This window comes from Pseudomonas fluorescens (assembly GCF_900215245.1).
GTDB lineage: Bacteria > Pseudomonadota > Gammaproteobacteria > Pseudomonadales > Pseudomonadaceae > Aquipseudomonas > Aquipseudomonas fluorescens.
On sequence record NZ_LT907842.1, the window covers coordinates 6255361 to 6281293 of the forward strand.

Sequence of the window (25933 nt, forward strand, 5' to 3'; positions counted from 1 at the left end):
CTTGCTCGCGAAAGCGCAGTATCAGTCGGCAAGGGGCTAACTGATCCACCGCTTTCGCGAGCAAGCCCGCTCCCACCTTTAGCGTTGGGTGAGCTTGGCCGCCAGCGCCTTGGCCTGAATCGCCACATCGGTCACCGCCGTGCTTTCCCACCACATCCCGCGCAATGGCGGGCCCATGGCGAACAGGCGCTGGCTGACCTTGCCTTCGGCATCGACAACCGCGCCGGACACATCCGCCGCAATCCCCAGTGCGAGCGGCCCGGGCTGGATCAACCCGCGCTTGAGCAACTGTTGCGGCAACGGCCGAGCCACGCGGCGCCAATCGTATTCAATGCCGCTGGAATTGATCAGTGCCGCGCCCGCCACCTGAGTGACCAGCTGCTCGCCGCGACGACGCACGTTGATCGTCACGGCATCCTCGCAAGCGACCAGGCCCTTGAACGACGCCGCCTGAATGCGCAGTCGCCCTTCCTCCTGCAATCGCGCCACTAACTGCGCACTCAACGGTGGCGAGCGGTGGTGATGGCTTTCCCACCAGGGCCGTACATGGCGCACGAACTGGCGTTTTTCGCGCTCGCCAGCCTGGCTCCACAGGCGCCCGATATGCGCGCGCACGGTGTCCAGCGGGGCTTGCCAGTCGATGCCTTGGGCTTGCGCGATGCGGCATTGGCGCCGCACCTCGCGCAGTAATTGCCGAGGGCTGCGCAGGCTGGGGTCCGCGGCGAGAAAATCCTCCCAGCTCGGCGGCTGGCGGCGCACATGGGGCAATAAACCGTGGCGCGAGAAAATCTCGATTGGCCCAAGATGACCGGCCTGCTCCAGGGATACCACGGCATCCACCATGGTCAGCCCGGAACCTATGATCAGCACCGTCGATTGCGGGTCGATCCGGGTCATCGCCTGGACGTCCCACGGGTCCACCGCCGCGGCGTTCAAGCCGCTGGAATGAGTCTGTGGTGTGCGCGCCGCCGGGAACATCCCCGTGGCCAACACCGCATGGGCGCCGCGCAGTTGCTGGCCGTTATCGAGGGTCAAGCGGGTGCACGTGTCGTCCACGAGCAAGTCGACCACCTCGGCACGGATGTGCTTGACCGTCGACGCTGACAGCGCCGTGGCCTGCGCCAACCGCTGCTGCGCGTACAACCCAAAAATCCCGCGCGGCGGGAACAGCTCACTGATCGGCACCGGCTGCTGGTGCGCCTGCGGCCAACCACCGGCGTCAAGGTAGCCGGTGAGCCATTGCGTCAGGTCATCCGGGTTGTCCGGGTCGACACTCATGCGCGCAGCGTTACCATTGAGGGTGTGGCCCAACTCGACGGCGCTGTAGGCTTCGCCACGGCCGAGCTCGGCGCGCGGTTCAATCACCAGGATTTGCCGCTGCCCGGGCAAACGCAGCAGTTGCACCGCCAACATCGTGCCGCTCAGACCGCCGCCGATGATCAGCACATCAGCGTTGCGGATGGATTCAGTCATGCACATTTGCCCTTAGTGTTTACCCAGATAAATATCATGCAAATCGCCCCGCGCCAGCAACGCTGTGGCGCTGCCACTCAACACCACCCGCCCAGTATCCAGCACGTAGCCCTGGGACGCATAGTTAAGCGCGACGTTGATGTTTTGCTCGGCGATCAGGAAGCTCACCTGCTGCTCGCGGTTGAGCTGCGCGATGATCTCGAAAATCTCCTGCACGATCATCGGTGCCAAGCCCATCGACGGCTCGTCGAGCAGCACCAGGGTCGGGCGAGTCATCAATGCCCTGCCGATGGCAACCATTTGCTGCTCACCGCCAGAGGTCAGCCCGGCGCGGGTATGGCGCTTGGTCTTGAGCCGGGGGAACCAGGCGTAGAGGCGTTCCAGGTCGTGTTCCATGTCCCTGCGGCTCAGGCGCCGCACAAAGCCGCCGCTGCGCAGGTTGTCTTCCACGCTCAATTGGCCGAACACGTGCCGGCCCTCCAACACGTGGACCATGCCCTGGCGGACGCGTTGGCTGGGGTCGACGCCGGCCAGATCGCGGCCGGCATACTCGATCATGCCGCGGCTGACTTCGGCCCGCTCGGCACGCACCAGCCCTGAAATCGCCTTGAGGGTGGTGCTCTTGCCGGCGCCATTGGCACCCAGCAAGGCGACAATGGCGCCCTTGGGCACATTCAATGAGACCCCGGCCACCGCCAGGATCGCGCCGTCGTAGATCACTTCGATGTCGTTGACCGTCAGCAGCGACGGGGACGCGGGTTCAGCGGCGGGCTGACTCATGGCTTATTCGTCCCCGGTGCAGGTGCGCGGCGTCAGGCCTTTTTCCTTGGCGAACGCAGCGGATTTTTCATCGATCAGTGGGCGCAAGAGCGCACGGTCGGCGGCAATCCAGTCGCTGATCAGCGTCCAGTTGGCACCGTCCCACTGTTGCACCCGCGCCGAGCCACCGCCTTCGTGGTCGCGGCACGACAGCTTGAGGTTCTGCATCAGGCCCAGATAGCCCATGGCTTTGAGGCGCGCGTCATCGATGTTCAAGTGTTCCAGGCCCCAGCGGCCTTCTTCGCCATTCAATGGGCGTTTGCCGAACCTGGCCTGGCCGGTGCGAATCGCTTCCACGGCCACGGCGGCGTTGACCAAACCCGAGTTGTAGTAGACGCTGCCGAAGTTTTTCAGGTCCTTAAGGTCGCTGTGCCCCTTGTCGAGGACGGACTGCTTGAGGCGTTTGTGGATCTCGAAATCGGCGCCGGCCGGATATGGCGTGAGCGCCAGGTAACCTTTGGCGGCGGCGCCTGCGGGCAACACGTCTTCGCTGGAACTGGCCCAGATATCGCCGATGATGTGGTCCACCGGAAAGCCGAAACGCGCAGCGGTTTTCACCGCCACCGGGGTCGACACACCCCAGGTGCGCAGGAATACCCAGTCCGGGTTGGCCTGGCGTACCTGGCGCCACTGCGCCGACTGTTCGTTACCGGGGTCGGCCACCGGAATCTGGATATTTTCAAAGCCGTATTTCTCAGCCAAGAGTTTTAACGGGCCGAGGGTTTCCCGCCCGTAGGCCGAGTCGTGATAGACCGTGGCGATCTTCTTGCCCTTGAGTTTGTCGAAGCCGCCTTCGCGTTGGGCGATGTAGTTCACCAGGGTCGACGCTTCGCTGTAGAAGGTCAGCATCACCGGAAAGTTATACGGGAACACCGTGCCGTCGGTCGCTTCGGTGCGGCCGTAGCCGAGGGTGATGAGCGGGATCTTGTCCACTTCCGCCCGCTCGCTCAGGGCATAAGCGGCGGGTGCACCATTGGGCTGATAGACCGCAACCGGCGCGCCATCCAGGCCGTTTTTGAAGCGCTCGTAGCACTCAATGCCCTTCTCCGCCGTCCATTCGGTCTCGCATTCCTGCCACACCAATTTGACGCCGTTGATGCCGCCTTCAATCTCATTGATATAGCGCAGGTAATCGATCATCCCGGCCCACACCTGCACGCCGCTGGACGCATATGAGCCGACACGATAAGTGGCCAACGGGATAAATTGCTGGTCGGGCGAAGCCAGCGCCTGGGGCACCGCACCGGCCAGGGCAGCCAGCGCGAAGGCGGCGCCGATCAGGGAACGTTTCAGGGTTGCACGCATATTGGATTCTCTTGAGGGAATGTTAGAAGCGCAGCGGCCACTGCCGCAGGCGGTCACGCAGGTTGTGCAGCAGGCGAATCAACCCCTCGGGTTCCTTGATCAGGAACACGATGATCAACACGCCGAAGATGATTTTCTGCAGGTTCTGCAGCTGCCCTGCGTCCACCGACCCCCCGAACAATGCCTGCCCGGCATGGCTGAGAAAGATCGGCAGCAGGCTGATAAACGCCGCGCCCACGAAGTTGCCGGCGATGCTGCCCATGCCACCGATAATGATGATGAACAGGATCTGGAACGAGCGGTTGATATCGAAGCTGCTCGCGCTGGCGGTGCCCAGGTAGGCAAACGCCCACAGCGCGCCGGCAATGCCCAGATAGAACGAACTGACGGCGAAGGCCAGGCGCTTGTAGCGCACTACCGGGATGCCGACCACGGCGGCGGCGGTGTCCATGTCGCGGATCGCCATCCAGTTTCGGCCCACTTGGCTGCGCACCAGGTTGACGGCGGTCCAGGTCAGCAGCAGCACCGTGACCAGGGTCAACAGGTAGCGGCCCAGCGGTGTGTTGAGGTCATGGCCGAACAGGGCGAGTTTTGGCGCGGAAATGGTGCCGGAAGAACCGTAGTTGTAGAACCAGGGGAATTTGACGAACAGCCACTCCAGGAAGAACTGCGCCGTCAGCGTCGTGACCATCAAGTAGAACCCCTTGATCCGCGAGCTGGGCAGGCCAAATACCAACCCCACCCACGCACTGATAATACCGCCACCGAGCAGCGCCACCGGCAAGCCCAGCTCCGGCAGGCGCAGCAGAAAGCCGTAGGTGGCAAACGCCCCGACGGCCATGAACCCGGCCGCGCCCACCGAGGTTTGCCCGGTGTAGCCGGTCAACAGGTTCAAGCCCAGCCCGGCCAGCGACAGCACCAGAAATGGAATCAGGATCGCATTGAGCCAATAGTCATTGCCCCACAATGGCACCACGATAAAGGCCAGCACCAACAGGCCGAGAAGGCCCCAGGGCAGACGCCGCTGAATCAACAGCAACGGCGCAGTTTCTTGAACTACAGGAATCGACATGGTTTCAGACTCGCTCGATGGCGCGCTCGCCGAACAGACCGGCGGGACGGATATACAGGAAGGCCAGGGCCAATACGTAGGCGAACCATGGGGTGATGCCACCGCCGATCAGTGGGCCGATGTACACCTCGGCGAGGTTCTCCGCCGCGCCGACAATCAGCCCGCCGACGATCGCCCCGCCAATCGAGGTAAAGCCGCCGATGATCAATACTGGCAAGGCTTTGAGCACCACCAGCGACAGCGAAAACTGCACGCCCTGGCGCGCGCCCCACAACAGGCCCGCCACCAGGCCGACAATGCCGGCCACCGCCCAGACGATCTGCCAGATACGGTTGAGGTTGATGCCGATCGACAGCGCCGCCGTGGTGTCATCCGCGACCGCCCGCAGTGATACGCCGATGCGCGTCTTGTTGAACAGCAGCGCCAGCACGGTCACCAGCACAACAGCCGCTGCGGCGGCGATCAGGTCGAACTGGCTGAGCATCAGCGGCCCGACAAACAGCGGCACATCGTCGATGCCCAAATCCAGCGCGCGCACCTGCGAGCCCATCACGCCTTGGGCCAGGCCTTCGATAATGAACGACAGGCCCAAGGTGGCCATGAACAGGGTGATCTGTGAACGGTTGACCAGCGGCCGCAATACCAGCCGCTCGATAAGCAACGCGCCGACGATCATCACCATCACTGTCAGCAACAGCGCCAGGGCAAACGGCACACCCTGGTCGTGCAGGCTGACAAAGGTCAGGGCGGCAAACAGCAGCATCGAGCCCTGGGCGAAATTGAACACACCGCTGGCCTTATAGATCAGCACGAAGCCGATCGCGACCAGCGAATACAGGGTGCCGGCGAGCAGGCCGCCGAGCAGGGTTTCGAAGAAGAAGGTCATCAGTGTGCGACTCCCAGATAGGCCGCGATCACGTCCGGATTGGCTTGCACTTCGGCGGGCGTGCCGTCCCCCACCTTGCGCCCGTAGTCGAGCACCACCACATGGTCCGACAAGCCCATGACCACGCCCATGTCGTGTTCGATCAACACCACGGTGGTGCCCAGGTCGCGGTTCACATCGGCGACGAAGCGGGCCATTTCTTGTTTTTCCTCGGCATTCATCCCGGCCATGGGTTCATCCAGCAGCAACAGGCTGGGGCCCGCGATCAACGCGCGGCCAAGCTCTACGCGCTTTTGCAGGCCATAGGACAGGTTGCCCACCAGCACATCGCGATGGGCTTGCAGTTCGAGAAATTCGAGAATGCCTTGGGCACGCAGGCGAAACGCTGCGGCCTCTCGACGCGCGCGCGGCAAGTCGAGGGCTTGCTCGATAAAGGTGGTGCGCATATGCCGCGACAGGCCGGTGAGGATGTTGTCGAGCACACTCATCTTCTTGAACAGCGCGTTGTTCTGGAACGTGCGGCCGATGCCGCGACGCGCGGCGCCCAAAGGGTCGATGCGGTGGAAGTGGTGTTGCTCAAAAACGATTTCACCGGCGTCAAAGCGATACACGCCGTTAAGCACGTTGAGCAACGAACTTTTACCGGCGCCATTGGGGCCGATCAGCGCACAGATTTCGCCGCGCTGCACCTCGAAGGACAAGGCATTGATGGCCTTGACCCCTTTGAACGACAGCGAGATATCCCGTACCTGGAGAATGGCCTGGCTCATGCGATGTCCCGTTTGAATTCAGCCAGCCATGCTGGGTCGTTGTGAGTCTTTTGCGTGCTGGGTGGCTGCCAGATGTATGCCAGGCGCTGGAAGCCCAGCAGCTTGCGCACGCGGTTTTTGATCAGGCGCCGCACGCCGCTTTGTGGGTACGCAATGGCCCAGTCGCACAGGCGTCGACGCCAGGTGCCGGGGGGCGCAAGACGGCGTTCGATATCATCGGCCAGGTGCTGCAAGCGCTCGGGCGACAGCAGCAGGCCGGTAGGCACGACCTCGCTGCAATCGCGCCGGGCCGAGGCGAGGCTTTCGGGAAATGCCAGGCCGTGGCCGCTGTTCAACCATTGCTCCAGCACCACTTGCAGACCGCCTTGCCAGTGAGTGCCCTCCTCACTCCACAGCACGGTTTCAGGCCTTGATGGCCACCAGCGATGCAGCGGTTGCGCCGGGTCTACCGGGCCGAGCAATTGGCTAAAACTCAACGGGTTGGCGGACTGCCAATGCCGCACCTGCTGACGCCCCTGCGCATAAGAATGGCTGGGCTGAATGCGCCATAGCTGCTGGTACAAGGCCTCGGGCTCCAGGTCGTCAGCCAGGGTCACTACCTGCCCGCCGACGGACTGTGCGGCCAGCGCCAGCAGCAACAGGTTGGGCTCGAAAGCCCCACTGAGGGCCAGCCGCGACTGCGTGCCGAAACCCTGCTGGCGCAGGCCGTCGGCCAGGCGCTCCACATCGCGCAAGGCATCGATCCAGCGCCACGCATACCACTGGCCCTGGCGCTTGTGCCGCAAGGCGGTGTGCAGCGGAGTGATCTGCGCCCAGTGGTGCAGGTGCGCCTGGGCCTTGGGTAATGGGCCAAGCCATTCGGCGGGCCACTCCGGCACCGCCGGGCGTTTGAGTTCGTGCACGCTCATAGGGGTAATGCTCCTATTGGGTGGTTAAGCGTGCGGTGGTCCGCTGGCTGAATTAGATCAAACAATGAAGATCAACCTGTGGGAGCGGGCTTGCTCGCGAAAGCGCCGGTTCAGTCAACATTGATGTTGAATGTCAGTCCGCATTCGCGAGCAAGCCCGCTCCCACAGTGGTTTTGTGTGAACCCGACAAATCGCGATAGCCGGCGCCCGGATGGTTCGACGCCAGCCGCGCGCCCTCGCCGAACAGCTTTTCGCGCAAGGTGCCCTGGGCGTATTCGGTCTTGTACACGCCGCGCCTTTGCAACTCCGGCACCAGCCAGTCCACGGCGTCGATAAAGGTTTCGTGGGTCAGTGCGTAGGCCAGGTTGAAGCCGTCCACATCGGTCTCTTCAACCCACTCCTGCAACAGGTCGGCCACGGTTTCGGGGCTGCCGACAAACAGCGGGCCAAAGCCGCCAATGCCGACCCAATCGGCCAGTTCGTGCGGGGTCCAGACCTTGTTCGGGTCCGCTGTGGAGAAGGCTTCCACGGCCGATTGAATCGCATTGGTGTGCACATGCTTGAGCGGCTCATCCGGTTTGAACTGGCTGAAATCAATGCCGGTCCAGCCGGAGATCAGCGCCATTGCACCTTCGTAACTGACATAGGATTTGTACTCGTCAAACTTGGCTTTCGCCTTGGCGTCGGTCTCAGCGACGATCACCGTCTGCAAGTTGAAGATCAGGATTTTGTTCGGATCACGTCCCGCCTCAGCGGCGCGGCGGCGAATGTCAGCGACAGTCTTTTTCAGCAGCACCTTGGATGGCGCGGCGACGAACACGCACTCGGCCTGTTCGGCGGCGAACTGCTTGCCACGGCTGGACGCGCCCGCCTGGTAAAGCACTGGCGTGCGCTGCGGCGATGGCTCGCAGAGGTGAATACCGGGCACCTGGAAGTGTTTGCCGACGTGGCGGATCTCATGGATTTTGCTCGGGTCGCTGAAAATCCGTCGTTCGCGGTCACGCAGCACAGCGCCCTCTTCCCAACTGCCTTCCCAGAGTTTGTAGCAAACTTCCAGGTATTCCTCGGCATAGTCATAACGCGCGTCATGTTCGGTCTGGGCTTTCTGGCCGAGGTTCTTGGCGCCGCTTTCCAGGTACGACGTGACAATGTTCCAGCCCACGCGGCCCTTGGTCAGGTGATCGAGGGTGGAAAGCCTGCGCGCAAACGGATACGGGTGCTCGAAGGACAGCGACGCGGTGAGGCCAAAGCCCAGGTGCTCGGTGACCAATGCCATCGGCGCAATCAGTGACAAAGGATCGTTGACCGGCACTTGCGCGGCCTGGCGAATCGCCGCGTCACCGTTGCCGTTGTACACGTCATAGATGCCCAGCACGTCGGCGATAAACAGCCCGTCGAACTTGCCGCGCTCGAGGATTTTCGCCAGGTCGGTCCAATACTCCAGGTCCTTGTACTGCCATGAGCGGTCACGCGGGTGCGCCCACAAGCCGGGGGATTGGTGGCCGACACAGTTCATGTCGAAGGCATTCAAACGGATTTCACGGGACATCACAGCACTCCGTTCAGGTGGTAGTTGCCGACAACCTGGTATTTGCGGCGCAGCGGGTCGTCGAGGGTCGACGGCAGCACCGTGCGCTGTCCGGTCAGTTCGAATTCAGCAAGGCTGGCGGCAATCAAGGCTTCGGCGGCGGCGATATGCGCTTCCGTCAAGGCGACGGGGCTGGGGTGGGTTTCGGCGCGGTCGAGCAGCGCAGCAGCCACGTCGATGCGAATTTGCACATCGCCGAAGCGGCTGATCACATAGGGGTCATCGCTGGCCTGCACAAAGCGTCGGCTGTTCTCCAACAGTTGGCGCGCCTGGTCCAGAGGGTGATTCAGCGCAGGCTTGAGTGCATCGTTGAGTGCGGTCATGGGTCAGGCTCCTCAGTTCCAGGCGTGGCGTGCAGGCTTCACGCCGTTGAGCACAAAGTTGCCGATCAAGTGGTATTTCCAGCGTGCCGGGTCGTGCAGCGTGTGGGTGCGTGCGTTGCGCCAGAAGCGGTCGAGGTTGTGCTTGCCCGTGACCGAGCGGGTGCCCGCCAGTTCGAAGAGTTTGCTGCTGGCGAGCAAAGCGGTTTCAGCCGACAGGACTTTGGCCTGGGCGACCACCAGCGAGGCGTTGGCCACGGTGTCTTCGTTGGGCTCCGCCAGGGCCAGGTCAACCGCCTTGCCAGCGTTGGCGAGGATGGCTTCGGTGCCGTGCACGCGCCACTCCAGGTCGCCAATGGCGGCAATCGTAAACGGGTCCTGCCAGCCGTGCTCCTGCTGGCTGTCGATCCACGGGCGTGCCTGGCGCGCATACGTTTTCGCCTGTTCCAGCGCGCCCACGGCGATGCCCGTATCGACGGCCGCCTGGATAATCTGCGAGATCGGACCGTTGGCGGTGGGTTGGTCGAAGGCCTGATGGGCCGGGATCACCGCACTGCGTGGCACAACCACGCCATCGAGCGTCACGCCGCCGCTGGCGGTGGTGCGCTGGCCGAAGCCGTCCCAGCTGTCGACCACCGTGAGGCCCGGCGCATCGCGTTCGACGAAGGCAATGAAGGCCTGGCCGTTTTCGTTGTTGCCGACGGTGGGCACGAGATGGGCGAACAACGCGCCGGTGCAGTAGAACTTTTCGCCGTTGATTTGCGCGGTGTCGCCGTCGAAACGAATCTGGGTGTCAAACGTGCCGGCGTTTTTGCTCTTGGCTTCAGAGAAGGCGTTGCCGAATCGGTAGCCCGCCAGGACCTTGCCGAAGTAGTGACGCTTTTGTTCCTCGCTGGCGGTTTGCAGGAGGATGTCCACCACGCCCAGGTGATTTTGCGGGATTTGCCCCAAGGACGGGTCGGCGGCGGAGATCACCTTGATCACCTCGGCCACGGTCACATAGGACACCTCGGCGCCACCGTAGGCCTTGGGAATGGTGATACCCCACAGGCCGCTGGCGGAAAACTCTTCAAGTTCGGCGACCGGCAAGCGTCGCTCGCGGTCGCGCACGCTGGCGTCGACAGCGAAGCGGGCGGCCAACCGAATGGCGACCTCAATCGCTTCGGCATCCGAGCGGATAATATGGGCAGGTTGTTGAGGATGGGCTGACATGGGCCGACTCCAGGCTCCGATGGGATACCTGGGTGATTGCAGGAGTCGTGCCTGAATTTAATCGCCAATAAAATCAGTGAGTTGCTGGTAAAACACGGCGATAGACCACGCGTCAAACCAGCAAAGTGTCCATCGACTGTTGCCGGGTAAACAGTTAGATCACCACGTTACGCACAAAGCGCACGGCGACCTCACCGTCATTGCGATAGCCGTGGGCCTGGCGGCTGGCGAACATGTAGAACTCGCCAGCGGCGACGTGCTGTTCTACGCCATCGAGAATCAGCGTCAGGCTGCCTTCGAAGACGAACAGCTGCACGCTCCAGCCTTCCGGGTCTGGCTCGGGGTTGTAACGATCACCGGGTTCCAGGCGCATCTCCCACAATTCCACTTCGCGGCGCGCGGTGGCTTTGGCCAGCAATACGGCTTTACTGCCGGGAATGTCACCAGCCCAGGCCAGCTCGTTGATGCGGCTGTGGTCGCCCGCATCCGGCGCCTGGATCAGGTCGCTGAAGGCCACGTCCAACGCTTCGGCGACACGGTCCAAAGTGGACAGGCTGACGTTTTTCTCGCCCGCCTCGATAGCCACCAGCATGCGGCGGCTGACCCCGGACTTTTCCGATAGCGCGGTTTGGCTCAAGTCGGCAGCATGCCGCAGACGACGAACGTTCTGGCTGACGTGTTGCAGGACCGAAGCCCGTTGTGGATTTTCTTTGTGCACTATATTGCTCAATAGGTAGGTGTGCGCAGTATACTGCCCAGCGTGCGGCGCATTGTGCGGTCCGTGCCTTTCCCTTGCAAGACCGAGCCGCCATGACCGCCCCGAACGCTTCCACACGTTTCAACCGTTTCAGTAAAGCCGAATGCATCCTGGTGGTGATCACCATGATTTGGGGCGGCACGTTTTTGCTCGTGCAACATGCCATGACCGTCAGCGGGCCAATGTTTTTTGTCGGCCTGCGGTTTGCCGCGGCAGCCATCGTGGTGGGTTTCTTCTCATTGCGCACCCTGCGCGGCCTGACCCTGTTTGAATTGAAAGCCGGCGCCTTCATCGGCACGTCGATCATGTTCGGCTACGGCATGCAAACCATCGGGTTACAGACCATTCCGAGCAGCCAATCGGCGTTCATTACTGCGCTGTATGTGCCGTTTGTGCCCCTGTTGCAGTGGTTGGTGCTGGGACGCCGCCCGGCGCTGATGCCGGCCATCGGCATCATGCTGGCGTTCACCGGGTTGATGCTGCTCACCGGCCCGGCCGGTGCCTCGCTGAACTTCAGCCCCGGCGAAATTGCCACGTTGATCTGCGCCGTGGCGGTGGCGGCCGAAATCATCCTGATCAGCGCCTTTGCCGGGCAGGTGGATGTGCGTCGGGTAACCGTCGTGCAATTGGCCACGGCGTCGCTGTTGTCGTTTCTGATGGTGGTGCCGATGGGTGAGGCATTGCCCGGGTTCTCCTGGTTGCTGCTGTTCAGCGCCGTGGGCCTGGGTTTGACCAGTGCGGTGATCCAGGTCGCGATGAACTGGGCGCAGCAGAGTGTTTCGCCCACCCGTGCCACCCTGATCTATGCCGGTGAGCCGGTGTGGGCAGGCGTGATCGGGCGGATTGCCGGGGAGCGCTTTCCACCGATTGCGATGGTCGGCGCGGCGTTGATTGTGGCGGCGGTGATTGTCAGTGAGTGGAAGACGAAGGGGCAGAAGGCACTCGAATTACGCGATGAAAGGGAACAGGAACAGCAAGGGTAAGGTCGGACATGCAGGCCGACTGTCAGATTGCCATTACGGGCAAGCCCGGCGCCCACACAGGAGCGTGGTGCGTTGTTGAAAGGGGCCACCTGAAACAATGCCAAACGGGGGTTTTCGGCCTACCTTGTAGGATCCTGCCACATCTTGCCGTTTGGTGATCGAGAAAGCGGCACGTATGATGCATCCCAAACTCCCGCAGATTAGAAGCCTATGTCCCTGATAGTTCTACTGCTTCTGCCTTTTATCGGCAGCTGTCTGGCGGCCTTGCTGCCGCATAATGCACGTAACACCGAATCCCTGCTGGCCGGCCTGGTGGCCTTGGTCGGCACTGTTCAAGTCGCCCTGCTCTACCCCCAGATCGCCCACGGTGGCGTGATCCGCGAAGAATTCATGTGGTTGCCCAGCCTTGGGCTGAACTTCGTGTTGCGCATGGACGGGTTTGCCTGGTTGTTCTCGATGCTGGTGCTGGGCATCGGTACGCTGGTGTCGCTGTATGCGCGTTACTACATGTCGCCGGACGACCCGGTGCCGCGTTTCTTCGCATTTTTCCTGGCTTTTATGGGCGCCATGCTCGGCCTGGTGATTTCCGGCAACCTGATCCAGATCGTATTTTTCTGGGAACTGACCAGCCTGTTCTCGTTCCTGCTGATCGGCTACTGGCACCACCGCGCCGACGCCAGGCGTGGCGCCTATATGGCCTTGATGGTCACCGGCGCGGGCGGCTTGTGCCTGCTGGCGGGCGTGATGCTGCTGGGGCATATCGTCGGCAGCTATGACCTGGACCAGGTGCTGGCGGCGGGCGATCAGATTCGTGCGCACTCGCTGTACCCGGTGATGCTGGCTCTGGTGCTGATCGGCGCCTTGAGCAAAAGCGCCCAGTTCCCCTTCCATTTCTGGCTGCCTCACGCGATGGCGGCACCGACTCCGGTTTCTGCCTACCTGCACTCGGCGACGATGGTGAAGGCCGGCGTGTTCCTGCTGGCCCGCCTGTGGCCGTCGCTGTCCGGCAGCGAAGAATGGTTCTGGATCGTCGGCGGTGCCGGCGCAGTCACCCTCCTCCTCGGCGCTTACTGCGCCATGTTTCAGAATGATCTCAAGGGCCTGCTAGCCTATTCCACCATCAGCCACCTCGGGCTGATTACCCTGCTGCTGGGCCTCAACAGCCCGCTGGCCGCCGTCGCGGCGGTGTTTCATATCCTCAACCACGCTACCTTCAAGGCCTCGCTGTTCATGGCGGCGGGCATCATCGACCATGAAAGCGGCACGCGGGATATCCGCAGGCTCAGTGGCCTGGTGCGGCTGATCCCGTTTACCGCGACCCTGGCAATGGTGGCCAGTGCATCCATGGCCGGCGTGCCGTTGCTCAATGGTTTCCTGTCCAAAGAAATGTTCTTCGCCGAAACCGTGTTCGTGTCATCGACCGCCTGGGTGGAAATCGCCCTGCCGATGATCGCGACCATCGCCGGCACCTTCAGCGTGGCCTATGCGCTGCGCTTCACGGTCGATGTGTTCTTCGGCCCGCCCGCAACCGACCTGCCCCACACGCCCCACGAACCGCCGCGCTGGATGCGCGCACCGGTTGAATTGCTGGTATTCACTTGCCTGCTGGTGGGGATTTTCCCGGCCCAGGTGGTCGGTTCGATCCTCGCCGCCGCCGCGCTGCCGGTTGTCGGCGGTGAACTGCCCGAATACAGCCTGGCGATCTGGCACGGCTGGAATGCGCCGATGATCATGAGCCTGGTAGCCATGTCCGGCGGCGTGGTGCTGTACCTGCTGCTGCGCAAGCAACTCAAGCGTGGCCGCTTCAAATACCCGCCGGTGATCAGCTACTTCAACGGCAAGCGCATGTTCGAGCGCTGCCTGGTGGTGATGATGCGCGGCGTGCGCAAGATCGAAAAACGCATCAGCACCAAGCGCCTGCAAACCCAGCTATTCCTGTTGGTATTGGCGGCGGTGGTGGCAGGTTTGATCCCGATGCTGAACAGCGGGATCAGCTGGGGCGACAGGCCGAAGATCCCCGGTTCCATCGTGTTCGTGACCCTGTGGTTACTGGCGATTGCCTGTGCACTGGGCGCCGCCTGGCAAGCCAAGTATCACCGGCTGGCAGCCCTGACCATGGTCAGCGTGTGCGGCATGGTCACCTGCGTCACCTTCGTGTGGTTCTCGGCGCCGGACCTGGCCCTGACGCAACTGGTGGTCGAAGTCGTCACCACCGTGCTGATCCTGCTGGGCCTGCGCTGGCTGCCACGGCGGATCGAAGAAGTGTCGCCATTGCCCAGCTCGCTGCGCAAGGCACGCATCCGGCGTCTGCGTGACTTCCTGCTGTCCACCGTGGTGGGCGGCGGCATGGCGTTGTTGTCCTACGCAATGCTGACCCGCCAGACGCCCAACGATATCTCCTCGTTCTACCTCAGCCGCGCCCTGCCCGAAGGCGGCGGCAGCAATGTGGTGAACGTGATGCTGGTGGACTTCCGGGGCTTCGACACCCTGGGCGAAATCACCGTGCTTGGCGCCGTGGCGCTGACCGTCTACGCCCTGCTGCGCCGGTTCCGTCCTTCGAAAGAAAGCATGCAACTGCCCGCACAACAACGCCAACTGGCGCCGGACGTGGCCACCGACCTGGTCAACCCGCGCCAGGCCAGCGACACCGCCCTGGGCTTCATGATGGTGCCGGCGGTGCTGGTGCGCCTGCTGCTGCCGATTGCGCTGGTGGTGTCGTTCTATCTGTTTATGCGCGGCCACAACCAGCCAGGCGGCGGGTTCGTCGCAGGCCTGGTGATGTCGGTGGCGTTTATCCTGCAATACATGGTGGCCGGCACCCAGTGGGTCGAGGCGCAGATGAGCCTGCGGCCGATGCGCTGGATGGGCTTTGGCCTGCTCTCGGCGACATTGACCGGGCTCGGCGCGTTGTTTGCCGGGTACCCGTTCCTGACGACCCACACCTGGCACTTCAGCCTGCCGGTGCTGGGCGATATCCATATCGCCAGCGCGCTGTTCTTCGACATCGGCGTCTACGCCATGGTCGTCGGTTCGACGCTGTTGATGCTCACCGCCCTCGGTCACCAATCCGTGCGGGCCCATAAACCGAGCAACCAGGCGAAAGCCGTTGCCGCAACGGAAGGAGCCGCCTGATGGAAGAAGTCATCGCAATTGCCATTGGAGTCCTGGCGGCCTCCGGCGTCTGGCTGATCCTGCGGCCACGCACGTTCCAGGTGGTGATGGGCCTGTGCCTGCTGTCGTACGGGGTCAACCTGTTCATATTCAGCATGGGCAGCCTGTTTATCGGCAAGGAGCCGATCATCAAGGACGGCGTGCCGCAAGACCTGCTCAACTACACCGACCCGCTGCCTCAGGCGCTGGTGCTGACGGCGATCGTGATCAGCTTCGCCATGACCGCATTGTTCCTGGTGGTGCTGCTGGCTTCCCGGGGCCTGACCGGTACTGACCATGTGGACGGCCGGGAGCCCAAGGAATGAATTGGGTCAACCAAATGATCGTCGCGCCGATCCTGCTGCCACTGCTGACTGCCGCACTGATGCTGATGCTTGGCGAAAAACGTCGCCCGCTGAAGGCAAAAATCAACCTGTTCTCCAGCATCGTCGGCCTGGGCATTGCCATCCTGCTGCTGTACTGGACGCAACAAGGCGGCCCCGGCTCGATTGGTGTGTACCTGCCGGGCAACTGGCAGGTGCCGTTCGGCATCGTACTGGTGGTGGACCAACTCTCGGCATTGATGCTGGTGCTCACCGGCATCATCGGCGTGAGTGCGCTGCTGTTCGCCATGGCCCGCTGGGACCGTGCCGGCACCAGTTTTCATGCGCTGTTCCAGATTCAGATGATGGGCCTGTACGGCGCCTTTCTCACCGCGGACTTGTTCAACCTGTTCGTGTTCTTCGAGGTGCTGCTGGCGGCGTCCTACGGCTTGATGTTGCACGGTTCGGGCCGCGCGCGGGTGTCGTCAGGGCTGCATTACATCGCGATCAACCTGCTGGCGTCGTCGCTGTTTCTGATTGGCGCGGCGATGATCTACGGCGTAACCGGCACGCTGAACTTCGCTGACCTGGCACTGAAAATCCCGCTGGTGCCGGAGGCGGATCGCGGCCTGTTGCACGCTGGCGCGGCGATTCTGGCGACGGCATTCCTGGCCAAAGCCGGCATGTGGCCGTTGAATTTCTGGTTGGCGCCCGCCTATTCCTCGGCCAGCGCACCGGTGGCGGCGATGTTTGCGATCATGACCAAGGTCGGCGTATATACCGTGCTGCGCCTGTGGACCCTGCTGTTTTCCGGCCAGGCCGGTGCTTCGGCGTTGTTTGGCGGCGACTGGCTGGTGTACGGCGGCATGGCGACGATTATCTGCGCGGCGCTGGCGATGCTGGCCGCGCAACGGCTGGAGCGCATGGCCAGTTTGAGCATTCTGGTGTCGGCCGGGATCCTGCTGTCGGCCGTGGGTTTTGCCCAGCCAAGCCTCACCGCCGGCGCGTTGTTCTATCTGGTCAGCTCAACACTGGCCTTGAGCGCGCTGTTCCTGCTGGCTGAGTTGATCGAGCGCTCGCGTTCGGCCAATGACCTGCCGCTGGATGAAGAAATCGATGCACTGCCCAAGGCCATGGAGTCCCTGCACCCGCGTCCGGGCGTGAACCTGGACGATGAGCAGAAAGCCGTGGTCGGCCAGGTGATTCCCTGGACTATGGCCTTTCTCGGTTTGAGCTTTGTCGCTTGCGCGCTGTTGATTATCGGCATGCCGCCGTTGTCCGGGTTTATCGGCAAACTCAGCTTGTTGAGTGCGCTGGTCAATCCCATGGGCCTGGGCAACGCAGTGGATGAACCGATCCGTCCGGCCGCCTGGGGCCTGGTGGCGTTGCTGATCCTGTCTGGCCTGGCGTCGCTGATCGCCTTCGCCCGTCTGGGCATCCAGCGTTTCTGGACCCCGGAAGAGCGCCCCTCGCCGCTGCTGCGTCGTTACGAGTGCATACCGATTTTCTTCCTGCTCGGCCTGAGCATCATTCTGACCTTCAAGGCCGAGCCGTTGATGCGCTACACCCAAGCCACCGCCGAGAGCCTGAACAACCCGGAACACTATGTGATGGCGGTGATGGCGACGCGACCGATACCCAGCCCTGAAGCCAAAGCCGCCGCGCTGGAGGTGCAGCCATGAAGCGTCTGTTTCCGGCCCCGTGGTTGTCGCTGGCATTGTGGGTGTTGTGGCTGGTGTTGAACTTGTCGATCAGCCCCGGCAACCTGTTGCTGGGCGCGCTGATGGGTTTTCTCGCGCCGCTGCTGATGGCACCGTTGCGCCCCTTGCCGATCCGCATCCGCCGCCCAGGTGTGATCATCCGCCTGTTTTTCCTGGTGGGTCGCGATGTGATCGCATCCAATCTGCAAGTAGCCTGGGGCGTGTTGGTGTGCGGCTCACGGCCACCGCGCTCGCGCTTTGTGAAAATCCCGCTGGACCTGCGCGACCCCAACGGCCTGGCCGTGCTGTCGATGATCACCAGTGTCACCCCCGGCACCGTCTGGTCGGAACTGGCGCTGGACCGCAGTATTTTGCTGATCCACGTGTTCGACCTGAGTGACGAAGCGCAGTTTATCCAGCACTTCAAACACGCCTACGAACGGCCCCTGATGGAGATCTTCGAATGAGCGACCTGCTCTCCAATGCGATCCTGTTCAGCCTGTTCCTGTTTTCCCTGGCAATGGTGCTGACGCTGTTACGCCTGTTCAAAGGCCCCTCCGCACAAGACCGGGTCCTGGCGCTGGATTATCTGTACATCCTGGCGATGCTGATGATGCTGGTGCTCGGCATTCGCTATGCCAGTGACACCTACTTTGAAGCAGCGCTGCTGATTGCGCTGTTTGGCTTTGTCGGGTCGTTCGCCCTGGCGAAATTCCTGCTACGTGGCGAGGTGATTGAATGATGCCGTTATGGGTTGAAGTCATCGTGGCGGTGCTGCTGGTGCTGAGCAGCCTGTTTGCACTGATCGGCGCGATTGGGTTACTGCGCATGAAGGACTTTTTCCAACGCATGCACCCACCCGCACTGGCCTCGACGCTGGGCGCGTGGTGTGTGGCGTTGGCGTCGATTATCTACTTTTCGGTGCTCAAGTCCGCGCCGGTGCTGCACGGCTGGTTGATTCCGATTTTGTTGGCGATCACGGTGCCGGTGACCACCTTGCTGCTGGCGCGTACTGCGCTGTTTAGAAAGCGCATGGCGGGCAATGATGTGCCCACCGAAGTCAGTAGCCGCACAGAAAAAAGCAGGTAAGAGCGAGCCAGCGTGCGCCTGAAAATGCTTGCCAGAGCGCCCGTCAGCTTGCGAACAAGCGCCCGTCGAGTGCCATTTTCACCGTTTTGACGAGCATAACAGCCAATGCAAGCGTCAGGAACACCAACAACCCATAAGCTACCAGGCTTAAAAACAAGCTCTGTTGCGCATCAGCGTACTTCAACGCGGCATTGCTCAATGCCGCAATGGGAAAACTGATCGACCACCACACTGGCGAGAAAGGCGCTGCGTTTCGAAACACTTTGAACGCCAACACTACAAACAGGAACAGGCCAAAGTAAAAAAGAACGCTGGCAAAACGGTCAACAGCACCGAAAACGTTCACATAAGCCAGAAATCCTACGGCAAAAGGCGCCACCATCACCATAAGTGAAGGCGTCATGCCCTTGGCCATCGCCGGTTCATGAATCAGCCGGGCGAAAATTCGATTGAACAGCACCACTGCCAATGTGCTGCCCATTGCGATGGCGAAGAGGTTGAGTTCGTGAGCCCAGGCCATGGGCATATGGGCCCCGGTCACCGCAATATCCAATGCCGCAACGCCTGGAATCAACCAGGCAGGCACGGCCAACTGGGCCTCCCGGCCGCCGCTGAGCAAACGAAAAACCACGACCGCCGCCAGCAACACAGTCAGCCCACTACCGACCGCCCATAACACCTGGCCCAACAGCGTGCTGTATGACATCGCTATGGCCGAAAGCAGCAGTAACGCAATAGTCACGGTGCCAAAAAAGTTGCCGGTTACCGGATGAGAAAACTCTGCTTTTACCGCCTCAGGGTGTTTGATCCATTTGCTCGTGTAACCCACCGCTAATAAGACAAACACCAGAGCCGAAAGCATGCCGATGAACTCGGCAAGATTTTCGCCGAAGATACTGGCCTCACTCAGGCCAGGGCTGGCTAACCGCCACGCCAAGCTCAAGCCGGCAAGCCCCATGACACTGCCAAACAAGTTGATGGGGAGGTTCTTGATCGAATGTGTACCTTGGCTCGACTCGGCAGGCTTGGCCACCGACAGATTGCTATGACTCATGATGTACCCAATTGACTGAAAATGACGTAGACGCTATTTTCAGCCAATCGAAATATGACAACAATCATCAACTAACGACGTTTTCAGCCAAATTCACAGCCTAGACGGGCAACTCGATGAAAATCGCTCTTCTTGCACCCCCACGTATCCAAATGCTCGACCTCGTCGGACCGACCGATGTATTCGCTGAAGCCGCACGCCAACTGGGTAAACCTCGTACCTACCGAATAGCGGTGATCGGGGTCCGACCCGGCCCTATCAAGGGTACCAGTGGCTTGCGCGTGGAAACGGATGACTGCATTGAAACCTTCGACGCCCACATCGATACCCTGCTCATCGCCGGCAGCCCGGCAATCGGCGATATCACCGATAATCTTCGCGTATTGCACTGGGTGCGTCGGCAGGCGGGCAAGGCGCGTCGTGTCGGCTCGGTGTGCAGCGGTGCCTTCGTACTGGCTGCAGCCGGGCTGCTGGCAGGCCGTAGGGCCACCACCCACTGGAACTCCAGTGCGGCCCTGGCCCGCCAGTACCCGAACATCCAGGTGGACGCCGATAGCATCTTCATCCGCGATGGCAACCTGTATACCTCAGCGGGCATCACGGCGGGGATGGACCTGGCATTGGCCCTGGTGGAAGAGGATCACGGTCGGGACCTGGCACTGAGCGTGGCCAGGGAAATGGTGATGTACCTCAAGCGCCCCGGCGGCCAATCGCAGTTCAGTGCCCAATTGGCAGCCCAGAGCGCCGAGCGCAGCGCGATTCGCGATATACAGCATTACATCATCGAACACTTGGCGACCGACCTCAGCGTGCCACTACTGGCCCGACACATGGGCATGAGCGAACGCAATTTCGCCAGGGTATTCAAGGCTGACGCCGGCCAGACCCCAGCCGAATTCGTTGAACGGGCGCGCATCGACGGAGCCCGCCAACTGCTCGACAGCGCCGATGTATCCCTCAAGCGTCTGGCCAATCAGGTTGGGTACGCCAATGTGGATGGTTTCAGGCGTGCGTTCGTGCGTCGCCTGGGCATTAGCCCCAATGAGTACCGCAAGATCCACGCCCCGCAAAAGAATGCCCAATGACTGCTGCATGAGCCCTCCAAAAGGTTAGCTAAATGACCTGATATGCGCAGCGAGTTCAGCCAGCCCCTGATCATCAGCCCGTACCGAATCGTGAGACGATATATACCCCTCATACGTCTCAAAGTACTTATCCACCTTCGAGCTGCGAGGTTTGAACGCACTGTCCTGCCCCGTTCCGTGCATGGGAAACAGCTTCGCATGCAGATGATCCACGCCATACCCTTCCAGAATCATCCCCGTGCGCGCCACATCGGGAAACGCCCGGTCAATCTGCAACGCAGTCTTTTTGGCCGCCACAGCCAGATCAGCCAGCACCGAATCCGACTGCGCGAACGCATAACTGCCGTAGTGCTGCTTGGGGATCACCACACTGAAACCTGGCGTGTTTGGGAAGATCGAAAGGAACGCCATATGGTGGTCGTCTTCCCACAGGATGTGCGCCGGGGAAGTCTTTTGAACGATGCTGCAGAAAATACAATCCATTTGAATCACCGCCAGTTTCGTCTTGGGTTTGGTCGTGGCAACCATCTAAAGCTAGGATGGAATGAGCGTCAAACCCTACGGGCATTTTGGGAAATGTCCTAAGACCTGGGTATGCCCGCTGTGCTGAGACAGGAGTTCACCATGGATAAAAACATTATTGTCATCGGCGGCGAGTCCAGCGAAGACATGACGCGCATGACCCGCATCGACGAATATATCGTCGCTTCCTCGGGCAAAACCCAGCCCACGGTGCTCTATATCTCCACCGCCAATGGCGATGACCGTACGAAGATTGCCGACTTCACGCTCAAATACCAAAGCGCCGGCTGCACCGTTGTGCCATTGACGTTTTTCATTCCGCCTTTTCCAGCCCCGGGTCATGTTGCCGCGCTGTTTGAACAGGCTGACATCATCTATGTGGCCGGCGGCAACACCCGAGCCTTGCTGGCCATCTGGCGTGAATTTGACGTGACCGCCCTTTTGAAGCAAGCCCAGGAACACGGCAAAGTGCTTTGCGGCGTCAGTGCCGGCGCCATCTGCTGGTTCGACCACGGGCATTCCGACTCAGGGGGCGTATATGCGCTGGTCGACGGACTGGGTTTTCTCCCTGGCGCGCTGTGCCCGCACTTCAGCTCAGAGGCGGGGAGAGAATCTTCGTTTGTTGAACTGGTTCGACTTAAAAACATACACCCCGCCTACGCGCTGGATGACGGCGTTGCCCTGCATTTCAAGAACGGTGAATACCACGCGACTGTTCATAACTACACGACTGGTAGTGCATATGAACTCAGCAGCACTTCGGAGCCCATTGCAAGGAAACGCCCTACAGCTCTTTAGGGTTGCCGCTCAGAAAATGGCCGCCTAATCTTTGGCGGTCGCTGCAAATTCAGCGACCGGGTTTCGCAGCTCGGTTAAACTCTAGACGCACAGCGTCCACCTCAGATAGCGGGCGCTTTTTAATGCCTGATGTTATGGCGGCTGTGCGCGGGATACCTTCGGGTATGCCGGGTGCTAGAGTCCCGGTCTGCGAACCTGCGTACAGCTGCCACCCAAATATCGTTTCGCAGCGATGGGTGGTGACTCCAATACTCTAGGAGCTACGCCATGATTAAAGACAGTCCGAATCCACCGTCAGATTCAACCGCATTTCACACTGCCGCTCATCGAGCGATCAATCACTACCTGAACCCGTCTGAAAAACCAGAGCCATCTGCTGAGGATCAGGGTTTGTTTACCGTACGTGAAGGATTAGACGTCGAGACGCTGCTGGTCAACGCGTCGGAGGATCTTGCGTCGGTTCAAGCGCTGGCAAGCCATTTGGCTTTTGAGGTAGACGGCAATCCGCGCAGCGTGGTGCTTGGAATTTGCCGGATGCTGGAGGGAATCCAGTTGATGGTGGAAAAAACACTAAGCCTCAATTCCAGCCAAACCCAGGGATAAATCCAACAACAGCGGGCATGCAGGGCGGGCACGGTAAAATGTGGGAGCGGGCTTGCTCGCGAAGACGGAGTGTCAGTTGATACATCTTTAACTGATCCACCGCATTCGCGAGCAAGCCCGCTCCCACATTTGGGTTGAGTAGGTCGCTGAAATAACACCGGCTAAAAAAAACACCCCGAACCAGTCGGGGCGTTTTTATTCAGGGTTTACCGATCAAGCCTGATCAGCCAAGCGCCACGTCGTGCCGCCCTTGCCGTCTTCCAACACCACACCCATCGCGGTCAGTTGGTCACGGATACGGTCGGACTCCGCCCAGTCTTTGCCGGCACGCGCAGCCAGGCGCGCTTGAATCAGCGCATCAACCTCGGCCGCATCCACGCGCCCTTCGGCGCCGGCTTGCAGGAAGTCATCAGCCTCCATCTGCAGCACACCCAGCACGCTGGCCAGCTCTTTCAAGCGCGCCGCCAGACCTGCCGCCGCGTCGAGATCCGTCTCGCGCAGGCGGTTGATCTCACGCACCATCTCAAACAACACCGCGCAGGCTTCCGGCGTACCGAAGTCGTCGTTCATGACTTCGGTAAAGCGTGCCACGAAGGCGTCGCCGCCGGCAGGCGCCACGGCGGGCAGGCCTTTCAACGCGTGGTAGAAACGCTCCAGAGCGCCTTTGGCGTCCTTGAGGTTGTCTTCCGAATAGTTGATGGCGCTGCGGTAGTGGCTGGACACCAGCAAATAACGCACAACTTCTGGGTGGTACTTTTCCAGCACGTCGCGAATGGTGAAGAAGTTGTTCAAGGACTTGGACATCTTCTCGCCATTGATGCGGATCATGCCGCAGTGCATCCAGGCGTTGGCGTAGGTCTTGCCGGTAGCCGCTTCGCTTTGGGCGATTTCGTTTTCGTGGTGCGGGAACTCGAGGTCGCTGCCGCCGCCATGAATGTCGAAGGTCTCGCCCAGGCAGCACGTGGACATCACCGAGCATTCGATGTGCCAGCCCGGACGCCCGGCGCCCCATGGCGACTCCCAGCTTGGCTCGCCGGGCTTGGTGCCTTTCCACAGCACGAAGTCGAGCGGGTCTTGCTTGGCTTCGTCGACTTCGATGCGTGCGCCGATGCGCAGGTCTTCGATTTTCTTGCGCGACAGCTTGCCGTAGCCCATGAACTTGGCGACGCGATAGTACACGTCGCCATTGCCCGGGGCGTAGGCGTAACCCTTGTCGATCAGGGTCTGGATCATCGCGTGCATGCCAGGGATGTGGTCCGTGGCACGCGGTTCCATGTCCGGCTTGAGGATGTTGAGGCGGGCCTCGTCCTCATGCATGGCGGCGATCATGCGTTCGGTCAGTGCGTCGAACGACTCGCCGTTTTCGTTGGCGCGGTTGATGATCTTGTCGTCGATGTCGGTGATGTTGCGCACGTACGTCAAGTCATAGCCGCTGAAACGCAACCAGCGCGTCACCAGGTCGAAGGCAACCATGCTGCGGCCGTGGCCGATGTGGCAGTAGTCGTACACGGTCATGCCGCACACGTACATGCGCACCTTGTTGCCATCCAGCGGCTTGAAGACTTCTTTGGTTTTGCTGAGTGTGTTGTAGATCGTTAGCACGACATATCCCTTAAGACTTGATCACTGGCCCCACGAATCACGCAAGGTCACGGTACGGTTGAATACCGGAGCACCGGGTTTCGAGTCCTTGATATCCGCGCAGAAGTAACCTTCGCGCTCGAACTGGAAACGGTCTTCCGGCTGTGCGTCGCCAAGCGATGGCTCAGCACGACAACCTGTAAGCACTTGCAGCGAGTCAGGGTTGATGTTGTCCAGGAAGCTGGCGCTGTCTTCGGCCTTCTCCGGGTTCGGCGATCGGAACAGACGATCGTACAGACGCACTTCGCACTCGATGCTGGCAGCGGCCGGCACCCAGTGGATCACGCCCTTGACCTTACGGCCTTCAGGGTTCTTGCCGAGTGTTTCCGGATCGTACGAGCAGCGCAGTTCGACGATGTTGCCTTCGGCGTCCTTGATTGCTTCGTCGGCGCGGATCACGTAGCTGCCACGCAGGCGCACTTCGCCGTTCGGCTCCAGGCGCTTGTAACCCTTCGGCGGCTCTTCCATGAAGTCGTCACGGTCGATGTAGATTTCGCGCGCGAACGGCAGCTTGCGCACGCCCAGCTCTTCTTTCTGCGGGTGACGCGGCAGCTCAAGGTGGTCGACCTTGTCTTCCGGGTAGTTGGTGATCACGACTTTCAACGGACGCAGCACGCACATGGCGCGCGGCGCGTTCGCGTCCAGATCCTGACGGATGCTGAACTCAAGCATGCCGTAATCGACCACACCGTCAGAACGGTTGGTGCCGACCATGTCGCAGAAATTGCGGATCGACGCCGGGGTGTAGCCACGACGACGGAAACCCGAGAGCGTCGACATGCGCGGGTCGTCCCAGCCATGCACGTGCTTTTCATCGACCAGTTGCTTGAGCTTGCGCTTGCTGGTGATGGTGTAGTTCAGGTTCAGGCGGCTGAATTCGTACTGACGCGGGTGCGCCGGCACCGGCAGGCTGTCCAGGAACCATTCGTACAGAGGGCGATGGCTTTCGAACTCCAGGGTGCAGATGGAGTGGGTGATGCCTTCGATGGCGTCCGACTGACCGTGGGTGAAGTCGTAGTTGGGGTAGATGCACCACTTGTCACCGGTCTGGTGGTGATGGGCATGGCGAATGCGGTACATGATCGGGTCGCGCAGGTTCATGTTCGGCGAGGCCATGTCGATCTTGGCGCGCAGCACGCGGGCGCCGTCCGGGAACTCACCGGCGCGCATGCGGTTGAACCAGTCGAGGTTCTCTTCGACCGAACGGTCGCGGAACGGGCTGTTCTTGCCCGGCTCGGTCAGGCTGCCACGGTATTCCTTGGCTTGCTCGGGGGTCAGGTCGTCAACGTAGGCCTTGCCGGCCTTGATCAACTCGACGGCCCAGTCGAACAGCTGGTCGAAATACTTGGATGCATAGCGCACTTCACCGGACCATTCGAAGCCCAGCCACTTGATGTCGCTTTCGATGGCGTCGATGTATTCCTGGTCTTCCTTGGCCGGGTTGGTGTCGTCGAAACGCAGGTGCGTAACGCCACCGAACTCCTGAGCCAGGCCGAAGTTCACACAAATCGACTTGGCATGACCGATGTGCAGGTAGCCGTTGGGCTCTGGCGGGAAGCGGGTGACGATCTGCGTATGCTTGCCCGAATCCAGGTCCGCCTGGATGATCGGGCGCAGGAAATTGACCGGGACGGCAGGTCCGGCCTTGGAATTCGAGGTAGGGTCGACAGTGGGCTTGCTCATAGGATCCTTGAACAGACAGGTTCGTGGCCAGGTGGGGCCAGATAAAACAAAGGGCTCATAATAGCCGAAGCAGTCAAGACACTGACAGGCTGGGACCAAAAACTGCTGTTTAATTCCGCTTTTAATGACCGGGGCGATAAAAAACCACCTCGAAATTCCCGCTGGGCACGCTAAACTGCGCGCCTTGGCCCT

General features: G+C 61.1%; 25 protein-coding genes. 10 read left to right on the plus strand and 15 right to left on the minus strand.

What is annotated here, in order from left to right; all coding sequences use genetic code 11:
- Positions 1-78: 78 nt before the first annotated feature.
- The 11 genes from CPH89_RS28880 to CPH89_RS28930 all read right to left on the minus strand — a co-directional run bounded on the left by CPH89_RS28880 (position 79) and on the right by CPH89_RS28930 (position 11071).
- Entirely contained in the window at positions 79-1473 is a 1395-nt protein-coding gene (locus CPH89_RS28880) for an FAD/NAD(P)-binding protein (protein ID WP_053256881.1), read from the minus strand.
- Between the two features lie 12 nt (positions 1474-1485).
- Positions 1486-2253 carry an ABC transporter ATP-binding protein gene (locus CPH89_RS28885; RefSeq protein ID WP_053256882.1) on the minus strand — a complete coding sequence of 256 codons (768 nt, stop codon included), beginning with the start codon at positions 2251-2253 and terminating at the stop codon, positions 1486-1488.
- A 3-nt stretch (positions 2254-2256) separates the two neighbouring features.
- Positions 2257-3597, minus strand: coding sequence for an ABC transporter substrate-binding protein (locus tag CPH89_RS28890; protein ID WP_053256883.1), 1341 nt, complete (start codon positions 3595-3597; stop codon positions 2257-2259).
- A 22-nt stretch (positions 3598-3619) separates the two neighbouring features.
- Positions 3620-4669, minus strand: coding sequence for a branched-chain amino acid ABC transporter permease (locus CPH89_RS28895; RefSeq protein ID WP_053256884.1), 1050 nt, complete (start codon positions 4667-4669; stop codon positions 3620-3622).
- A gap of 4 nt (positions 4670-4673) precedes the next feature.
- Positions 4674-5555: a branched-chain amino acid ABC transporter permease gene (locus CPH89_RS28900; protein ID WP_053256885.1), complete on the minus strand. Its 882-nt coding sequence runs from the start codon at positions 5553-5555 to the stop codon at positions 4674-4676.
- Entirely contained in the window at positions 5555-6325 is a 771-nt protein-coding gene (locus CPH89_RS28905; RefSeq protein ID WP_053256886.1) for an ABC transporter ATP-binding protein, read from the minus strand. Before CPH89_RS28905 ends, CPH89_RS28900 begins: the two co-directional genes overlap by 1 nt.
- Complete coding sequence (locus tag CPH89_RS28910; RefSeq protein WP_053256887.1) at positions 6322-7233, minus strand: AMP-binding protein; 912 nt, start codon at positions 7231-7233, stop codon at positions 6322-6324. The genes CPH89_RS28905 and CPH89_RS28910 overlap by 4 nt, the downstream gene beginning before the upstream one ends.
- A gap of 133 nt (positions 7234-7366) precedes the next feature.
- On the minus strand, positions 7367-8782 hold the full coding sequence (locus tag CPH89_RS28915; protein ID WP_053256888.1) for an LLM class flavin-dependent oxidoreductase: 1416 nt from the start codon (positions 8780-8782) through the stop codon (positions 7367-7369).
- Positions 8782-9144, minus strand: a complete 363-nt coding sequence (locus CPH89_RS28920) for an acyl-CoA dehydrogenase (RefSeq protein WP_053256889.1) — start codon at positions 9142-9144, stop codon at positions 8782-8784. Before CPH89_RS28920 ends, CPH89_RS28915 begins: the two co-directional genes overlap by 1 nt.
- Positions 9145-9156: 12 nt before the next feature.
- Complete coding sequence (locus CPH89_RS28925; protein ID WP_053256890.1) at positions 9157-10353, minus strand: SfnB family sulfur acquisition oxidoreductase; 1197 nt, start codon at positions 10351-10353, stop codon at positions 9157-9159.
- 154 nt (positions 10354-10507) lie between these two features.
- A complete protein-coding gene (locus tag CPH89_RS28930) occupies positions 10508-11071 on the minus strand; it encodes a helix-turn-helix domain-containing protein (RefSeq protein ID WP_053256891.1) in 564 nt (187 codons plus the stop codon).
- Between the two features lie 92 nt (positions 11072-11163).
- Between CPH89_RS28930 and CPH89_RS28935 the strand changes: the two genes are divergently transcribed.
- The 7 genes from CPH89_RS28935 to CPH89_RS28965 all read left to right on the plus strand — a co-directional run bounded on the left by CPH89_RS28935 (position 11164) and on the right by CPH89_RS28965 (position 18355).
- The gene (locus CPH89_RS28935) at positions 11164-12093 is read left to right on the plus strand and encodes a DMT family transporter (protein ID WP_053256892.1); all 930 of its coding nucleotides are present in this window, start codon (positions 11164-11166) and stop codon (positions 12091-12093) included.
- 210 nt (positions 12094-12303) lie between these two features.
- On the plus strand, positions 12304-15225 hold the full coding sequence (locus CPH89_RS28940) for a monovalent cation/H+ antiporter subunit A (RefSeq protein ID WP_053256893.1): 2922 nt from the start codon (positions 12304-12306) through the stop codon (positions 15223-15225).
- Positions 15225-15569, plus strand: coding sequence for a Na+/H+ antiporter subunit C (locus CPH89_RS28945; RefSeq protein ID WP_003192163.1), 345 nt, complete (start codon positions 15225-15227; stop codon positions 15567-15569). Before CPH89_RS28940 ends, CPH89_RS28945 begins: the two co-directional genes overlap by 1 nt.
- Complete coding sequence (locus tag CPH89_RS28950) at positions 15566-17248, plus strand: monovalent cation/H+ antiporter subunit D (RefSeq protein WP_053256894.1); 1683 nt, start codon at positions 15566-15568, stop codon at positions 17246-17248. Before CPH89_RS28945 ends, CPH89_RS28950 begins: the two co-directional genes overlap by 4 nt.
- A complete protein-coding gene (locus tag CPH89_RS28955) occupies positions 17245-17733 on the plus strand; it encodes a Na+/H+ antiporter subunit E (protein WP_053256895.1) in 489 nt (162 codons plus the stop codon). The genes CPH89_RS28950 and CPH89_RS28955 overlap by 4 nt, the downstream gene beginning before the upstream one ends.
- Positions 17730-18008 carry a K+/H+ antiporter subunit F gene (locus CPH89_RS28960; protein ID WP_053256896.1) on the plus strand — a complete coding sequence of 93 codons (279 nt, stop codon included), beginning with the start codon at positions 17730-17732 and terminating at the stop codon, positions 18006-18008. Before CPH89_RS28955 ends, CPH89_RS28960 begins: the two co-directional genes overlap by 4 nt.
- A complete protein-coding gene (locus tag CPH89_RS28965) occupies positions 18005-18355 on the plus strand; it encodes a Na+/H+ antiporter subunit G (protein WP_053256897.1) in 351 nt (116 codons plus the stop codon). Before CPH89_RS28960 ends, CPH89_RS28965 begins: the two co-directional genes overlap by 4 nt.
- A 43-nt stretch (positions 18356-18398) precedes the next feature.
- Here CPH89_RS28965 and CPH89_RS28970 read toward each other — a convergent pair whose 3' ends face one another.
- Positions 18399-19409, minus strand: coding sequence for an SLAC1 anion channel family protein (locus CPH89_RS28970; protein WP_053256898.1), 1011 nt, complete (start codon positions 19407-19409; stop codon positions 18399-18401).
- A 152-nt stretch (positions 19410-19561) separates the two neighbouring features.
- Between CPH89_RS28970 and CPH89_RS28975 the strand changes: the two genes are divergently transcribed.
- Positions 19562-20494 (plus strand): GlxA family transcriptional regulator, encoded by a 933-nt coding sequence (locus CPH89_RS28975; protein WP_232005421.1) that lies wholly within the window; start codon positions 19562-19564, stop codon positions 20492-20494.
- Positions 20495-20518: 24 nt separating this feature from the next.
- Here the strand turns inward: CPH89_RS28975 and CPH89_RS28980 are convergent, their stop codons facing one another.
- A complete protein-coding gene (locus tag CPH89_RS28980; RefSeq protein ID WP_046072497.1) occupies positions 20519-20977 on the minus strand; it encodes an HIT family protein in 459 nt (152 codons plus the stop codon).
- Positions 20978-21118: 141 nt separating this feature from the next.
- Between CPH89_RS28980 and CPH89_RS28985 the strand changes: the two genes are divergently transcribed.
- Both CPH89_RS28985 and CPH89_RS28990 read left to right on the plus strand, forming a co-directional pair.
- Entirely contained in the window at positions 21119-21814 is a 696-nt protein-coding gene (locus CPH89_RS28985) for a Type 1 glutamine amidotransferase-like domain-containing protein (RefSeq protein WP_053256900.1), read from the plus strand.
- A 267-nt stretch (positions 21815-22081) separates the two neighbouring features.
- The gene (locus CPH89_RS28990; protein WP_053256901.1) at positions 22082-22417 is read left to right on the plus strand and encodes a DUF6124 family protein; all 336 of its coding nucleotides are present in this window, start codon (positions 22082-22084) and stop codon (positions 22415-22417) included.
- Positions 22418-22630: 213 nt separating this feature from the next.
- Here CPH89_RS28990 and cysS read toward each other — a convergent pair whose 3' ends face one another.
- On the minus strand, positions 22631-24019 hold the full coding sequence (cysS, locus tag CPH89_RS28995; protein WP_053256902.1) for a cysteine--tRNA ligase: 1389 nt from the start codon (positions 24017-24019) through the stop codon (positions 22631-22633).
- Positions 24020-24040: 21 nt separating this feature from the next.
- Positions 24041-25741 carry a glutamine--tRNA ligase/YqeY domain fusion protein gene (locus tag CPH89_RS29000; RefSeq protein ID WP_053256903.1) on the minus strand — a complete coding sequence of 567 codons (1701 nt, stop codon included), beginning with the start codon at positions 25739-25741 and terminating at the stop codon, positions 24041-24043.
- Positions 25742-25933: the final 192 nt, after the last annotated feature.

What these genes read in the sequence shown, in the direction of transcription:
- CPH89_RS28880 (WP_053256881.1), bottom strand. Translation starts at nt 1,473, where the DNA reads ATGACTGAATCCATCCGCAACGCTGATGTGCTGATCATCGGCGGCGGT.
- CPH89_RS28885 (WP_053256882.1), bottom strand. Translation starts at nt 2,253, where the DNA reads ATGAGTCAGCCCGCCGCTGAACCCGCGTCCCCGTCGCTGCTGACGGTC.
- CPH89_RS28890 (WP_053256883.1), bottom strand. Translation starts at nt 3,597, where the DNA reads ATGCGTGCAACCCTGAAACGTTCCCTGATCGGCGCCGCCTTCGCGCTG.
- CPH89_RS28895 (WP_053256884.1), bottom strand. Translation starts at nt 4,669, where the DNA reads ATGTCGATTCCTGTAGTTCAAGAAACTGCGCCGTTGCTGTTGATTCAG.
- CPH89_RS28900 (WP_053256885.1), bottom strand. Translation starts at nt 5,555, where the DNA reads ATGACCTTCTTCTTCGAAACCCTGCTCGGCGGCCTGCTCGCCGGCACC.
- CPH89_RS28905 (WP_053256886.1), bottom strand. Translation starts at nt 6,325, where the DNA reads ATGAGCCAGGCCATTCTCCAGGTACGGGATATCTCGCTGTCGTTCAAA.
- CPH89_RS28910 (WP_053256887.1), bottom strand. Translation starts at nt 7,233, where the DNA reads ATGAGCGTGCACGAACTCAAACGCCCGGCGGTGCCGGAGTGGCCCGCC.
- CPH89_RS28915 (WP_053256888.1), bottom strand. Translation starts at nt 8,782, where the DNA reads ATGTCCCGTGAAATCCGTTTGAATGCCTTCGACATGAACTGTGTCGGC.
- CPH89_RS28920 (WP_053256889.1), bottom strand. Translation starts at nt 9,144, where the DNA reads ATGACCGCACTCAACGATGCACTCAAGCCTGCGCTGAATCACCCTCTG.
- CPH89_RS28925 (WP_053256890.1), bottom strand. Translation starts at nt 10,353, where the DNA reads ATGTCAGCCCATCCTCAACAACCTGCCCATATTATCCGCTCGGATGCC.
- CPH89_RS28935 (WP_053256892.1), top strand. Translation starts at nt 11,164, where the DNA reads ATGACCGCCCCGAACGCTTCCACACGTTTCAACCGTTTCAGTAAAGCC.
- CPH89_RS28940 (WP_053256893.1), top strand. Translation starts at nt 12,304, where the DNA reads ATGTCCCTGATAGTTCTACTGCTTCTGCCTTTTATCGGCAGCTGTCTG.
- CPH89_RS28945 (WP_003192163.1), top strand. Translation starts at nt 15,225, where the DNA reads ATGGAAGAAGTCATCGCAATTGCCATTGGAGTCCTGGCGGCCTCCGGC.
- CPH89_RS28950 (WP_053256894.1), top strand. Translation starts at nt 15,566, where the DNA reads ATGAATTGGGTCAACCAAATGATCGTCGCGCCGATCCTGCTGCCACTG.
- CPH89_RS28955 (WP_053256895.1), top strand. Translation starts at nt 17,245, where the DNA reads ATGAAGCGTCTGTTTCCGGCCCCGTGGTTGTCGCTGGCATTGTGGGTG.
- CPH89_RS28960 (WP_053256896.1), top strand. Translation starts at nt 17,730, where the DNA reads ATGAGCGACCTGCTCTCCAATGCGATCCTGTTCAGCCTGTTCCTGTTT.
- CPH89_RS28965 (WP_053256897.1), top strand. Translation starts at nt 18,005, where the DNA reads ATGATGCCGTTATGGGTTGAAGTCATCGTGGCGGTGCTGCTGGTGCTG.
- CPH89_RS28970 (WP_053256898.1), bottom strand. Translation starts at nt 19,409, where the DNA reads ATGAGTCATAGCAATCTGTCGGTGGCCAAGCCTGCCGAGTCGAGCCAA.
- CPH89_RS28975 (WP_232005421.1), top strand. Translation starts at nt 19,562, where the DNA reads ATGCTCGACCTCGTCGGACCGACCGATGTATTCGCTGAAGCCGCACGC.
- CPH89_RS28980 (WP_046072497.1), bottom strand. Translation starts at nt 20,977, where the DNA reads ATGGATTGTATTTTCTGCAGCATCGTTCAAAAGACTTCCCCGGCGCAC.
- CPH89_RS28985 (WP_053256900.1), top strand. Translation starts at nt 21,119, where the DNA reads ATGGATAAAAACATTATTGTCATCGGCGGCGAGTCCAGCGAAGACATG.
- CPH89_RS28990 (WP_053256901.1), top strand. Translation starts at nt 22,082, where the DNA reads ATGATTAAAGACAGTCCGAATCCACCGTCAGATTCAACCGCATTTCAC.
- CPH89_RS29000 (WP_053256903.1), bottom strand. Translation starts at nt 25,741, where the DNA reads ATGAGCAAGCCCACTGTCGACCCTACCTCGAATTCCAAGGCCGGACCT.